This is a genomic window from Methanosalsum natronophilum (assembly GCF_024808815.1).
In the GTDB taxonomy this organism is placed as follows: Archaea; Halobacteriota; Methanosarcinia; order Methanosarcinales; family Methanosarcinaceae; genus Methanosalsum; species Methanosalsum natronophilum.
Genome location: NZ_JANUCS010000006.1, coordinates 81,050 through 93,973 on the forward strand (window position 1 = coordinate 81,050; position 12,924 = coordinate 93,973).

Here is a 12,924-nt window from a genome sequence, read left to right on the forward strand (position 1 = left end):
ATTCAAATGCAACATCCATTAAAACAAGGATTGAAACTTATCCCGTTTCATGAATGATCTTCCTCTGTTAATATTCAAATGCAACATCCATTAAAACAAGGATTGAAACACCATCACAGAGATCATTCATGGGGGAAAAGAGGAAGATTCAAATGCAACATCCATTAAAACAAGGATTGAAACTTCTATGGAGAAATAACAGATGCCCTTACCAGACAAATTCAAATGTGTCGTTACAAACTGGGATTATATTTATGATAATTGCAGGACAGTTGCAAATGAGGTGAAAGATTCAGGTTATGAACCCGATATGATAATAGCGCTTGCAAGGGGAGGATGGTTTGCTGGACGTGTCCTATGTGATCTTCTGGGTCTTGATGACCTTACAAGCCTTAAGGTGGAACATTATATTGGCACAGCCCTTGCGGGTAATGAACCAAAGATCAAATATCCGCTAGCAGACAATGCTGTTGCGGGTAAGAAAGTTCTAATTGTTGATGATATTGCAGATACCGGTAAGAGCCTGCTCCATTCTCTGGAATATGTAAAAAAACAGAATCCACTTGAAATAAAAACAGCCACATTACAATATCTGGATTCATCAGAATATCATCCTGACTACTGTGGCGAACATCTCTATGAGTGGGCATGGGTCGTATTCCCATGGAATTTCATTGAGGATATGATAGACCTTATATCTACCCTAATGAAAAAAGAGGCAAAAGATCATTGGGATATACCTGCGATCAGAGATGGTCTTTATGAATACCATTCTCTGGATACCTTTGCTTTTGAGATAGCTCAGCCGGGCAGGATCCCTGAGATAATATGGGAAATGCATCGCAGAGGTATTGTGGAATCGGTTATTGAGGATGGAAAACAGTATTGGAAAATCATTTAAGTTCTGTTTAATCCCATTAATCTCATGAATGAAAAAGTAGATGTTGTAATAATTTTAGTGGTTGAAATAGTATATATGTCGCAAAGACTGTCTAAATCTTTTTTAAAATGTAATATCATTAAAACAAGGTAATAGTGTCATAAAGAGATATATAGAATATTTCTAATTAATTTCCATTTCTGCTACTTCACGGATCCTTTTGATGATGGATGCCAGACCATCAGCTCTTGCTGGTGAAAGGTTTGATTTTAGTCCCGTCTCTTCGATAAAATATAGGTCAAGGTCTACAATTTCCTGTGGAGATCGGTTGTTCATAACTTTCATTAACAGGTAGATTATACCTTTTGTTATCATAGCCTCACTATCAAGATGAATTATGAGTTTACCATTTTCTATATGGGTTCGTATCCAAACCTTGGACTGGCAACCGCTGATAGCGTATTCTTCGGTCATGAACTGTTCATGCATTGGTTCAAGTTCTCTGGCAAATGAGATGAGTAACTCATATTTTTCAAGCCATTCAAGTCCTTGGAACTGTTCTATGATCTCATCCTGGATATGGTCGCTCATGAAAACATCATCCTTGCCTTTTCTATGCCATCCATTAGAATATCGATATCCTCTTTTGTGTTATACAATGCAAAACTTGCTCGCACAGTACCTTCAGTGCCAAGCAACTCCATCAATGGCTGTGCACAATGATGACCTGTTCTGACAGCAATTCCCATCTTGTCCAGTATAAGACCTAGGTCATAATGATGAATATTCTCAATGTTGAATGATATTGAACCACACATATCTTCATTATTCCCGTAAACAGTAATGCCATCGGTATCAAGCAATCTTTCTTTGGCATAGGAATATACATCATGTTCATGCTCTCTGATCTTATCAAGACCAATATTTTGCATATAATCAATTGCTGCACCAACACTTATGGCACCCGAAATATTAGGTGTTCCTGCCTCGTACCTTAAAGGAGGAGAAAGATACGTTGATCCCTCAAAGGTCACTTTATCGATCATACCACCACCGCCTCTTGCAGGCATAATATCACTGTACCTATTATTGGTATAAAGAATCCCAATACCCGATGATGCGTACATCTTATGTCCAGAAGCTGCCAGAAAATCACATCCAATTTTTTCAACGTCAAGGGGTAAATGTTGGATCGACTGAGCTGCGTCTACTAATACAGGAATATCGTGATCCGCTGCAATTTCAGTTATTCTCTTAATATCATTCACGGTCCCAAGTACATTGGAGACATGAGAGATGGCTATTAGCTTGGTCTTATCCGTGATTTCCATTGAATCCAGTAACAAATTACAATCTTCATCCATAGGTATGGTTTTGATCTTAGCTCCCGCTAATTGCCATGGAACAATATTTGAATGGTGTTCCATTCCACTTATGAGAACTTCATTACCCATCAAAGTTGATTTTAATGAAAATGCAACCTGATTGATCGAATCGGTTGTACCTGCAGTGAATGTAATTTCACTTGGATCACTGCTACCAATGAATGTACTTACCTTCTTTCTTGCCTCTTCATACAGATCACTTGATAGTTCACTAAGATAGTGTACACCTCGATGAATATTACTGTTATCATATTTGTAGAAGTCAGAAATGGAATCTATCACTGAACTGGGTTTTTGGCTTGTAGCTGCATTATCAAGATATACCAGTCTCTGACCATATATCTTATTTTTAAGTATAGGAAAATCATCTCGAAGATCTGTCATTTTTTCACCATTTCAGCAAGTGAGAACCAGTTTTTCTCATCAGAAAAAATATCAGATACAAAAAGACCAGCAGTATTCGCCATATCATAGATGTGCTGTACAGTATACTTCTGTGAATTTTCTGTATGAATTGTTTCCCCTTTCTTGAAGATAAAACGTTCCTCAAACAGACCACTTTTAACTACTAGATCCCTTTTTGCTTTCAAGTGCATCTCGATCCGAGACAGTTCCTTGTTAAAAAAAGCAACATGTTCAAAATCATCTGGATCAAAGTCAGTTCCTATATGATCGTTAGCCACCCTTAATATATTCTTATTAAACTCCGCGGTAATACCCAGACTATCATTATATGCTCTCTCAAGCACATTGATATCTTTTACCATATCAACTCCGAGAAGAAGCCTATCATTCTTATCCATGACGTTTCCAAGCCGTTCCATGAACTCATTAGTTCTAGCCGGAGTAAGATTGCCTATTGTACTCCCGAAAAAACAGAAAAACCTGTTCTTATCACCAGGTATTTTGTCCATACCTTCAATGAAATCGGAATTAATTCCATGAATACCGATCTCAGGGAACTTGTTCTGTAGAATATGACCAGATTTTTCCATAGCATCCTTGGAAACATCTACGGGATAATAAATGATGGTTTCACGAATATCTTTTGGAACTGCATCAAGGAATACTGATATCTTGGAACAATCACCACTCCCGAGTTCTACAAGGTTACACTCTTTCAATTCAGAATTAACTTTTTTAGCAGTTGAACTTAAAAGCGGGATCTCAACATTTGGTAAATAATACTCTTCAAGTTTTGTTATTTGTTCGAACAGCTCCGAACCTTTCTGGTCATAAAAGAATACGGATGGTAATGCCTTTGGCTCAGCCCTTAAACAAGTTAAAATCCTTTCTTGAACTGACCGTTCTCCTATCTCAGGCATAAAATTCTGTATGATCATTGTTCCGGCACACCTGTTTCAAAAGGAAGATCATTATTACTCCACTCAAACCATCCACCGTCAAAGACCGCAGCATTATCCCAGCCCATGAGCCAAGCGTTAAGGAATGCTTCACTTCCTCTCCATCCAGTACCACAATAGAAAGCATTACGCTTTTCGGGAGTTATACCTAATTCTTTCCATTTATCTTCAATTTCATGGTATTCTCGCATAGTGTGGTCCAGGTTCCTGTAGTTCTCCATGTGATAAGCATCAGTTCCGCAATCACCAAAGACAGAGCCTGGGATCCGACCTTTTTTCTCAATATAGTTATAACCACTCACTTCACCAATATATTCTCTCCAACTCCTGACACTTACCAGGTTTTTGTCAGGGTCTGAAAGTATCTCCTTTGCTTCCTCAAGATCAACAGCAAGTTTAGGATTTAAAGGAATATTGGCACCAAAGGATACTTTGTTTACTGTAATGGGTTCTGTTGTGACATTATAACCTGCATCAAGCCAGGACTGGAGTCCACCATTTAGGATCTTTACATCCTTGACTCCAGCATAAAGCATTATGAACGCACATCGCATTGCACCAAGGTGACCCGCGCTACTGCCCGGGAATGGGTCATCGTTTTTTGGGTAGGAGAACCTTCCATATACAATAACTGTAGTGTCACTGGAAATACCTGCATTTTCAAGTGCATCTTTTAGTTCTTCTGGTAAACGACGGTTCCATGTATCCTCGGATTCGAGTGAATTGGTATCAAGTGGTATTGAGCCTGGAATATGACCCTCTTCATAATCCTCTGGATTTCTGTAATGACAATGGCATATGACATACTTATCATTATCATATTCAGGTGCATTGTCTGTAGTTATCAATTGGTTCAGCCAATCAGGAGATACTAAATGTTGGTACCTTTCAAGTCGATCCATTGGCAGATCCCTTTCTACCCACTCGAAAAAAGATGGGTATATGCTCAGGTCAGTATAACCAGCCTTTTCAAACATTCTGGCAACTTCTTCTGCGTTCTCGGAGTCATAACCATAAATTACAAGTTTGTCTTGTGGTAGGATATCTTTGCTTCGAACGATCTCGATCCAGTCAATGTAACTTAACCACTTGTAAGGTAATGATTTAGCACTTTTTATATGTCCACCAGTGTTTTCCCCATTCTCCTTCCATCCATTATAAGCATCTACAGATCTAATATCAATGATCTTGTATCTATGCATATTTTCTAATAATTCATCAGTTGAAATGGATTTCATGTACTTAAATTGGTTAAGATAATATATGTAATTTAGGAAAAAAATTTCCGAGATTCTTTCTTTTTTTGTAATAACTGTATCGAAATCTAATGTTTCATAGAAATATTCCGTAGCTAGGTTGTTTTCAATCTGAAATAATATATTCTTATCTGGCGTAATTTTATTTGCTCTTAGTTTTTGTTGCAGTGTTATCGAATAATGCAAAGCTAAGAACACTTTTATTAATTGTGGCTGGCAAACTTAGGATGAATGGCAAGTTTAGGTTGAAGGAAGACTTTTGAATGTGGCCTAGATATTTGATTTAAGTGTGTATTATTGGAATCAATGGAATTTTTCTGAACGAAAAAGAAAGATTTTGAAAATGAAAAATTCAATCTAGCTAAATATATATCAAAATGCTAAAGCATTTTTTGGGCAGCTTGAAATACACTTTTCACATTTGATACAATCAGAACCTGGTTTACCTTCACTGACATGTAAATTCATAGGACATATCTTGTCACATTTCTTGCAATTGATGCACTTCATAGATTCAAGCTTTAAAGGACTTTTATCTTTTTCCAAAAGTTTCTGTAATGTTCCACCTGGACACAAAGTGCACCATGTACGGGAATGCATTCCAGTTCCTAAAATCAATACGATGCTTGTAGTCAATGCATATCTAATTACAAATATCATACCAATTTTTTCCACCATGCCTTCTGTAATAATAAATTGATTTACCATAGTAACAAGCAAAACCAAAAGTATTGGAATTCTTACCCAGTAACTTTTAAGAATTGAGGGTGTACGCATTTTATTCCGCTTTCCTCTATATTTAATATTTTCAATTATATCCGCAATAGATCCTTTTGGACAGAAGTTACCGCATGACCATCTTCCTCTTACCCTTGCGATAACCAAAATTAATAACAAGGTTATAGGTACAATAAATCCTAACAAAGGCTCTACAAATCCAAAAATCGAAACAAAAAGTATCAAAAAGCCAAAGTATTGTGTGTATCTCAACATAGTAGTGTCCTTCATTGTAGGATATTTAGGTTGAAAATATTTCGTTTTATGCTCAGTAATTTGTAGATAAGATGACGACTTCATCCACACATTTAAGGATTCCGATAGTACACACATTGTCTAAAAATGAGGTGCATTTCAATCATAATATTTGTCTTAGTTGTGGACACCAAGAAAATGGCGATATGAATGCTTCCAAGAACATATCATTTTTGGGTAGGTGTCAATTATCCCATAGTCCTCTGTCCTGTTAAAAGGAACATAAAAGGACAAGCCACCCTATTCATAGGGTGGTAGTTGACTAAGAATGCCACTAAAACAAGCCTTTCCCGGAAAGTTTTGTCAAAATTGAGATGAAAATATCACAGTGTTTTTGGTACATTGCTCCAAAATCTAAATCAATGGGCTTTCTGCTCTACATGTGTTGTGCCTTTTTCAACTTTATTATTTAAGAAAAATCAACTTAGTTCTATTTTTTCATATGAAGTTATATATGGAAAAAGAAATATCTTATTTAATTATTTTTAAGGTCATAAAGGTAAATCATGACTGACGGTATAATATGTATTGACACTGAAACCACAGGATTATCAGAAAAAGATGAGATATTGCAGCTAGCTATCATTAATGGATCAAATGAAGTACTCTTCTATGATCACTTTAAACCACAGTATGTAAAAAGTTGGCCAAAAGCTCAAAGTATACATGGCATTTCACCAGCAATGGTTGAGAATAAGAGGAGTATAGAATTTCATAGACAAAGAATCCAAAAGATAATCCAGAACTCTAAGATTATTATTGGGTATAATTTGGTTAAGTTTGATCTGAGGTTTTTGAAACGGGCCGGTATAACTGTCCCTGAAATCCCAGTTTATGATGTTATGCTAGAATTTGCTGATATTTACGGTGAATGGCATTCTTACTATGAGAATAATAAATGGCAAAAGTTGGTCACATGTGCTAAGTATTACGGTTATCCTAACCTAGATAATCTTCATGATTCATTGGAGGACGTGAAAGCAACATTATACTGTTATAGGTGCATGAACAATAAAAAATAGATATAATATCAATTTTGTATCTCAAGACTGTACTATATTCAAATATATTTGAAATTACTAAGAACTTCAATTGATTTTATTTTGTTTTTTTTTTACTAACACACTCTAATATAGTTTTTATTATTTTAACGATTTCCTTTTTTAAAAAAATCCTAAATAAATTATTTTTTTATTCTGAAACTAAATAAAGTTTTAAATTTATATAAGTACTATATTAAAAGCTTTTATTGTATTTAAATCTCAAATAAACCTTTAATACTAATAATTTTTTAAAAATTTAAAACAAGAATTCCTAAAAAAACTGTGTTTAAGTTTATTTAAGAGTGATTTTCTTATATAAACGAAGTTTCTTTTTTGATTTAAAATTAAACCACTTTACTAGAGTTTAATATTTTTACAAATTGAGTTGAGGAATGATCTATCAAAAATTTCTTTCAAAAATTGGGTTTCTTTATAGAAAATAATTATAGAAGTGTTATTATTATAGCAGTGCTTTTGCTAATAATATCAATTCAAAGTGCCCAATTGATCGAGATGGAATCGGGTACTGAGACCTATATTGATAAAGGTTCAAGTTTATATCAGGATTACGATCACTTATATCGCAACAATTTTGCAACTGAGCCTATTGTAATAATGGTTGAAGGAACCGACAGTTCACATCCTGAGTTGCTCAATTCGCTTGACAGGATAGAAATGTCAGTGTCCGAGTTTCCAGGTATTGTAGATGTATTATCTCCTTCTAGTATTGTCAAAGATGTCAACTATCAGACTACTGGAAGGAAGAATATACCAAGTGATCGTGTTCTTTTAAATGGAATTGTAGATGAGTATGTTCCTTCTCCTTTAATGCCCGATGACAGACATGCATTTGTCAGAATTCTAATAGATGGTCAAGTATCCGATAGTGATCAAGAGGAACTGCTGGAAGAAATTGAAAAATCTATTGAGATTGCAGGAATTCCACCAGGTTATCATGTGACAGTGACAGGTTTCCCTGCTTTTTTGATAGGAATGCAAGAAGAAATGCTTGACAGTATAACCACCCTACTATTATTGGCAATTATTTTGATGACAGTAGTGCTTTATATTGTGTTCAAGCATGTCAGATGGAGATTATTACCATTACCAATAGTGATAGTAGGTATAATATTCACATTCGGTGCAATGGGTTTACTTGATATTTCAATGACAATGGTCTCAATGGCTGCTTTTCCTGTATTGATCGGTATTGGGATCGATTATGCTATCCAGTTCCAAAATAGATTAGAAGAAGAACTTGAGATCGGTAAAACGAAACAAAAAGCTGTTGTCGATACGATCACCTATACAGGTCCTGCAGTTTTAAATGCACTTATTATTACGTCTCTTGGATTTCTAGCATTACTCACATCAAATATTCCAATGATCAGAGACTTTGGTTTATTGTTAATAATTGGTGTAATAATGTGTTTTATTGCAGCAATGTTTCTAGGGATAGCTATTTTTTATGGATTCCACAAAATAGAGGAAAAAAGAAGTAATGGCTCATCAAAAAACTTGAAATCCAATTCTAAACCCGAAAATGAATCAGATATTCTTAAATCAAGTCTAAAGAAAATTGCATTATTCTCAATTAATCATTCAGGTATAATACTAATTTTAGCTGCTATATTGTGTATTGGGGGTCTTTATGCAGATACTACGATTCCAATTGAGACTGATACTGAATCGTTTGTACCCCAGGATATGCCTGTATTGATCGACTTGAAAAATATGCGATCAATTGTTGACGATGATGCTTACTTAAACTTGATCATAAAAACCGATGATAACACAAACCCTGAATTACTAGAATGGATTGACGGATTCTCCCAACATCAAGTGGATAGTCGTAGTTATATTCACAGTTCTTCGAGTATAGTAGACATTATTAAAGAAACGAGCTATGCTGCTGGAACAATACCTAATACTCAAAATGAGATCGAATCCATATATGATAATTTATGTGAATCTCAGTTATCAGAACATGTCCATGAAAATGATATGCTTCTTCTAAAACTAAATGTTGGAAGTATTGTACGTGATAAGGGCATTGAAGGTATCGATGAGGTCATTGACATAGTTTATGAGGATATTGTTTGGATTCCACCTCCACCAGGCACCAGTGTAACTATTACAGGTAATTCGGTAGTTATGACCGATCTTCTTGAAGAATTAACTTCAGGCAGGTTACAAATGACTTTTCTTGGCATTATTTTTGTATTCCTGGGACTGCTCGTTTTGTACAAAGATGTTCTAAAGGCATTGATCCCAGTCACAACAATGTTCATAGTAATTGGCTGGTCAGGTTTTGTCATGTATTTTACTGGTGTTGAATATACTCCAATGACGGCTACAATGGGTGCATTAATACTAGCTGTTGGATCAGAATATGCAATTTTGATAATGGAACGATATTTTGAGGAAAAGAATAAAGGTTTCAATACTGAATATGCGATGATACAGACATTTGGTACTGTTGGTAAAGCTATAATAGCGTCTGGGATTACCACCATATTTGGTTTTTCAGCACTTATTGCCTCTTCTTTTGGCATTACTAGCAGTTTTGGGTTAATCACAGTGATCAATGTATCCCTTGCTCTGTTTGCCACTTTTATGATCCTTCCTGCTCTAATAGTCTCATTTGAGACACTAAAAGAAAAGAGGACTATTCCAATGTTTATTGAAAAAGTAAATTTTTTTAACGGTAGGTTGTAAATTATGATCAAGCAATGCAAGTCAGGTAATATTGGAAGGCTTAGTTTAGTAGTATTAGTATCAATTTTATTTATCTTGCTCATATTTGCAGTCAACTGCTCTTCTGCAAATGCAAAAGAATTTTTACCACCTGCTGTAGAGTATACTAGTAATTTTTATAGAGTACACGGGGAGCCCGATATAAGTGTAAGTGTTATTGGAGATACTGAGTTTGAAAGGGGAGAAACTGCACAAGTAAAATTAATACTTTCAAATAAAGGCAAAGTTCATGGTTTTGAGTCACTCAAAAGTGTCAATACAACAGATGAACACCAAATGGCAGTTAAAGAGCTGGAATATGGTTTTCAAAGAACCACTGCTCAAGGGATCAAAGTAAGTCTTGTCTCACCAAGTGAAGCTATTACATTAGATTCAAGTACACAACCTCATACTATAGACAATCTATATGCTGGTGTATTAAGCGAACCACTATCATTCCCGATAACCATTTCCAAAAATATTCCTGCAGGAATGTATGAATTGGAACTACTTTTACTCTATGAATATCCAAAAAGTATCAGGACGACTGATGGAAAAACAGCGATCATGGGAACACCAGGTGTCGAACACGCTGTCTACTATGAAAGTGTTGAAAAAACTATTAAAGTTCCTATTTTTGTTCAGCCTGATGCGAGGTTTGTGGTAGATGATATTGAAGGTACACTTGAAGCTGGTAGTACAAGTGTGATCAATGTAACCTATAAGAACATTGGAGAGTTACCAGCAAAAGATTCAGTTGCAAGGTTGATCACAATGAAACCATTGAGTACTGACTCTTCAATGCAGTATCTTGGAACTATTCAACCAGGGGATAGCAGTGTAGCATCTTTCAAAATAGATGCTGATAGGGATTCAACCATAAAAAAATATGGATTGGATAGCGAAATAAGATATACTGGTGAAGATGGTAGTTTTGTTCTTTCTGATAAAGTGTTGGTAGATGTAGTTCTTGAGGAGCCTAGCGTACATCTCAATTTGACCAGAATATCATTTGCTGGTATTATAGTAATAATCCTTTTTTTAATCATCAAAAGTAGAAGAAACAGTCAATTAGAACAAGATCAAGATTCGGAGAATGAGCCATGATCAAAATCAAGTATTTGAAATTATTGATATTAGCATATGTTATATTTTGTATGCTTTTTGTATTGCCAGTAAGTGCACAGTTTTCTATAAAACAAGTAGAAGTACCTGACTTCTTTAATTTTGGAGATGACTATTATAAAGTTCATGGTGGCCCTGATGTCACTGCAACTCTTATAGGTAATAATGAATATTCCAGAGGAGATGAAGTTACTATTAGTATAAATCTAATGAACAGAGGTAAAATAACCGGCTTTGAATCTAACCTTAACGCTGAAAATGAACTCGATATGCGATTACAAAGGGAAGAAATGGGTTATGAGTCCCAGAGATCAAATGCGCTTGGAATATCTGCAACATTAAAATCTGATGATCCTCACATAAGAGTCAAATCCGGTCCACAAGAAGCGGGTAGTCTTGCTTCTGGTGATCAGACCTTAAGACCATTACAGTTCAATATAGAAATAAAAAAAGATGCACCTACAGGTAAATATCCACTCAATCTCTCACTGCAATATGATTTCCAGAAAAATGTGCAATTAAGTGGAACTGATCATGATACTCTAGGAATGGTTGATAAAGAAGCTGGGTTTTGGTATGCAACTGCTCAACAGTTCCAAGAAATAAATGTCAATATAGTAGATGATGCACGATTTGAAGTTACTAACGTTACATATGATCTCATTCCTGGAAATAATGGATTGATATATGTCACATACAAGAACGTGGGTGAAGAAACTGCTAAAAATTCAGTTGTCAGGATAAGTACACATGATCCATTTAGCACAACTGATGACCAAGCTTTTATTGGAACATTAGAACCTGGAGATGAAAGTGTTGCCGTATTTAATTTGAATGTAAATGATGGTGCTACTCCTAAGATCTATGCAATGAACAGTATGATCAAGTATGAAGACAAAAATGGACATGTGGAAATGTCTGATAATATACAATTTCAGGTAGAACTTAAACCAGGTGATAGTTTACTGAACAGGGTAATCGTTCCAATTATATTTCTGACCTTTGTTAGTGGAACTGTACTGATTCTTCGTAAGTTAATTAAAAAAGGTAAGAAAAACAAATAAGTAAAAACTAAAAAAAGTGTATAAATATATGACATTACTACCTTGAAAATATTTTATTTGAGGATAAGGTCAGCAACTAAAAAATTGTAATTCTCATATTTAGCTAGATATATTTTTACGAGTCAATAGCATGAAACGGATAAAAGCATTAAAAGACATGGGACTAACTCAATATGAAGCTTCAGCTTATGTCGCTTTGCTAACACTAGGTGTCTCAACAGCACATGAATTGTCACGTAAGTCAGACGTACCTATGGGTAAAATATATGAGGTACTCTCATCTCTAAAGAATTTGGGAATAGTGGAGTTTCAGATGACTCGGCCTCGGATGTATAAAGCTAAAAAACCTTCTATAGCACTTGATAATTTATACTCAAAAAAAGAAGAGGAAGCAAAGAAACAGCTAGATAACTTGAAATTCAAATTGAATGAGATCGAAGAGATATTCTCAGAAGTACCACATCCTGATCATACATATATTAAGTTCTGGTACACAACAATTGGCGAAGATGAGATCCTAAAAAAAATGAAACATATGCTGGAAGAGACCAAACAAGAAATATTAATAGTTAAACCAAAATTATTCACAATAAAAACTATCATGAATAAAACGAATATTAATGAATCTAGCATTTTTGAACATATTGTTGCAGAGGCTATTAAAGCAGCTGAGAAAGGTATGATCATAAAAACGATTGCACCTGAGGAACTGATATTTTCTCTAAAACAGAAATTTGATACTATACAAAGCAAGAATGTAAAAAAAAATGTTTATTTAAAATATCTAGATTGTGATCATGATTTCATATTAGTCGATAATAGTATTATATTCATACCTATACATGACCCGCTTAATCCAACCAATATATTTGGTCAATTAAAAGTTTATGATAAGGAATATGGAACTAAACTGAAAGAAAAGCATGATCAACTTTGGATGCAAGCTAAACCTGTTATGTGAACTAGTCCACTAGCAATTAAGGATAGTTGACTAACATAAAAATCTATTTAACTGTTAAGTTCCCTAACTTAGTTATAG

The 12,924-nt window shown here is 34.9% G+C and carries 11 protein-coding genes and 1 CRISPR repeat array (1 of these 12 running past the window's edge); of the genes, 6 read left to right on the top strand and 5 right to left on the bottom strand.

Going from position 1 to position 12,924, the window contains the following annotated elements:
• Window positions 1-183: a CRISPR direct-repeat array (repeat unit 37 nt; unit sequence ATTCAAATGCAACATCCATTAAAACAAGGATTGAAAC); it begins 1,907 nt to the left of the window's first position.
• 19 nt (window positions 184-202) lie between these two features.
• Window positions 203-901 (top strand): phosphoribosyltransferase, encoded by a 699-nt coding sequence (locus J2T59_RS04795; protein ID WP_259134508.1) that lies wholly within the window; start codon window positions 203-205, stop codon window positions 899-901.
• A gap of 162 nt (window positions 902-1,063) precedes the next feature.
• On the opposite strand, the gene J2T59_RS04800 is transcribed toward J2T59_RS04795, so the two are convergent.
• From J2T59_RS04800 to J2T59_RS04820, 5 genes are all read right to left on the bottom strand, one after another.
• On the bottom strand, window positions 1,064-1,471 hold the full coding sequence (locus J2T59_RS04800; protein WP_259134509.1) for a SufE family protein: 408 nt from the start codon (window positions 1,469-1,471) through the stop codon (window positions 1,064-1,066).
• The gene (locus J2T59_RS04805; RefSeq protein WP_259134510.1) at window positions 1,468-2,649 is read right to left on the bottom strand and encodes an aminotransferase class V-fold PLP-dependent enzyme; all 1,182 of its coding nucleotides are present in this window, start codon (window positions 2,647-2,649) and stop codon (window positions 1,468-1,470) included. The genes J2T59_RS04800 and J2T59_RS04805 overlap by 4 nt, the downstream gene beginning before the upstream one ends.
• On the bottom strand, window positions 2,646-3,608 hold the full coding sequence (gene egtD / locus J2T59_RS04810) for an L-histidine N(alpha)-methyltransferase (protein ID WP_259134512.1): 963 nt from the start codon (window positions 3,606-3,608) through the stop codon (window positions 2,646-2,648). The genes J2T59_RS04805 and egtD overlap by 4 nt, the downstream gene beginning before the upstream one ends.
• Window positions 3,605-4,867 (bottom strand): sulfurtransferase, encoded by a 1,263-nt coding sequence (locus J2T59_RS04815; RefSeq protein WP_259134514.1) that lies wholly within the window; start codon window positions 4,865-4,867, stop codon window positions 3,605-3,607. Before J2T59_RS04815 ends, egtD begins: the two co-directional genes overlap by 4 nt.
• Before the next feature lie 390 nt (window positions 4,868-5,257).
• Window positions 5,258-5,893, bottom strand: coding sequence for a 4Fe-4S binding protein (locus J2T59_RS04820; protein WP_259134517.1), 636 nt, complete (start codon window positions 5,891-5,893; stop codon window positions 5,258-5,260).
• Between the two features lie 530 nt (window positions 5,894-6,423).
• Between J2T59_RS04820 and J2T59_RS04825 the strand changes: the two genes are divergently transcribed.
• The 5 genes from J2T59_RS04825 to J2T59_RS04845 all read left to right on the top strand — a co-directional run bounded on the left by J2T59_RS04825 (window position 6,424) and on the right by J2T59_RS04845 (window position 12,846).
• Complete coding sequence (locus tag J2T59_RS04825) at window positions 6,424-6,939, top strand: 3'-5' exonuclease (RefSeq protein ID WP_259134519.1); 516 nt, start codon at window positions 6,424-6,426, stop codon at window positions 6,937-6,939.
• A gap of 441 nt (window positions 6,940-7,380) precedes the next feature.
• Window positions 7,381-9,678, top strand: a complete 2,298-nt coding sequence (locus tag J2T59_RS04830) for an efflux RND transporter permease subunit (RefSeq protein ID WP_259134521.1) — start codon at window positions 7,381-7,383, stop codon at window positions 9,676-9,678.
• Between the two features lie 3 nt (window positions 9,679-9,681).
• On the top strand, window positions 9,682-10,803 hold the full coding sequence (locus J2T59_RS04835) for a COG1361 S-layer family protein (protein ID WP_259134522.1): 1,122 nt from the start codon (window positions 9,682-9,684) through the stop codon (window positions 10,801-10,803).
• Entirely contained in the window at window positions 10,800-11,885 is a 1,086-nt protein-coding gene (locus J2T59_RS04840) for a COG1361 S-layer family protein (protein ID WP_259134523.1), read from the top strand. Before J2T59_RS04835 ends, J2T59_RS04840 begins: the two co-directional genes overlap by 4 nt.
• Before the next feature lie 130 nt (window positions 11,886-12,015).
• Window positions 12,016-12,846 carry a TrmB family transcriptional regulator gene (locus J2T59_RS04845; protein WP_259134524.1) on the top strand — a complete coding sequence of 277 codons (831 nt, stop codon included), beginning with the start codon at window positions 12,016-12,018 and terminating at the stop codon, window positions 12,844-12,846.
• Window positions 12,847-12,924 lie beyond the last annotated feature (78 nt).

Excerpts from the sequence above, each read along its gene's own strand:
- J2T59_RS04795 (WP_259134508.1), top strand. The coding sequence starts at position 203 with ATGCCCTTACCAGACAAATTCAAATGTGTCGTTACAAACTGGGATTAT.
- J2T59_RS04800 (WP_259134509.1), bottom strand. The coding sequence starts at position 1,471 with ATGAGCGACCATATCCAGGATGAGATCATAGAACAGTTCCAAGGACTT.
- J2T59_RS04805 (WP_259134510.1), bottom strand. The coding sequence starts at position 2,649 with ATGACAGATCTTCGAGATGATTTTCCTATACTTAAAAATAAGATATAT.
- egtD (WP_259134512.1), bottom strand. The coding sequence starts at position 3,608 with ATGATCATACAGAATTTTATGCCTGAGATAGGAGAACGGTCAGTTCAA.
- J2T59_RS04815 (WP_259134514.1), bottom strand. The coding sequence starts at position 4,867 with ATGAAATCCATTTCAACTGATGAATTATTAGAAAATATGCATAGATAC.
- J2T59_RS04820 (WP_259134517.1), bottom strand. The coding sequence starts at position 5,893 with ATGAAGGACACTACTATGTTGAGATACACACAATACTTTGGCTTTTTG.
- J2T59_RS04825 (WP_259134519.1), top strand. The coding sequence starts at position 6,424 with ATGACTGACGGTATAATATGTATTGACACTGAAACCACAGGATTATCA.
- J2T59_RS04835 (WP_259134522.1), top strand. The coding sequence starts at position 9,682 with ATGATCAAGCAATGCAAGTCAGGTAATATTGGAAGGCTTAGTTTAGTA.
- J2T59_RS04840 (WP_259134523.1), top strand. The coding sequence starts at position 10,800 with ATGATCAAAATCAAGTATTTGAAATTATTGATATTAGCATATGTTATA.
- J2T59_RS04845 (WP_259134524.1), top strand. The coding sequence starts at position 12,016 with ATGAAACGGATAAAAGCATTAAAAGACATGGGACTAACTCAATATGAA.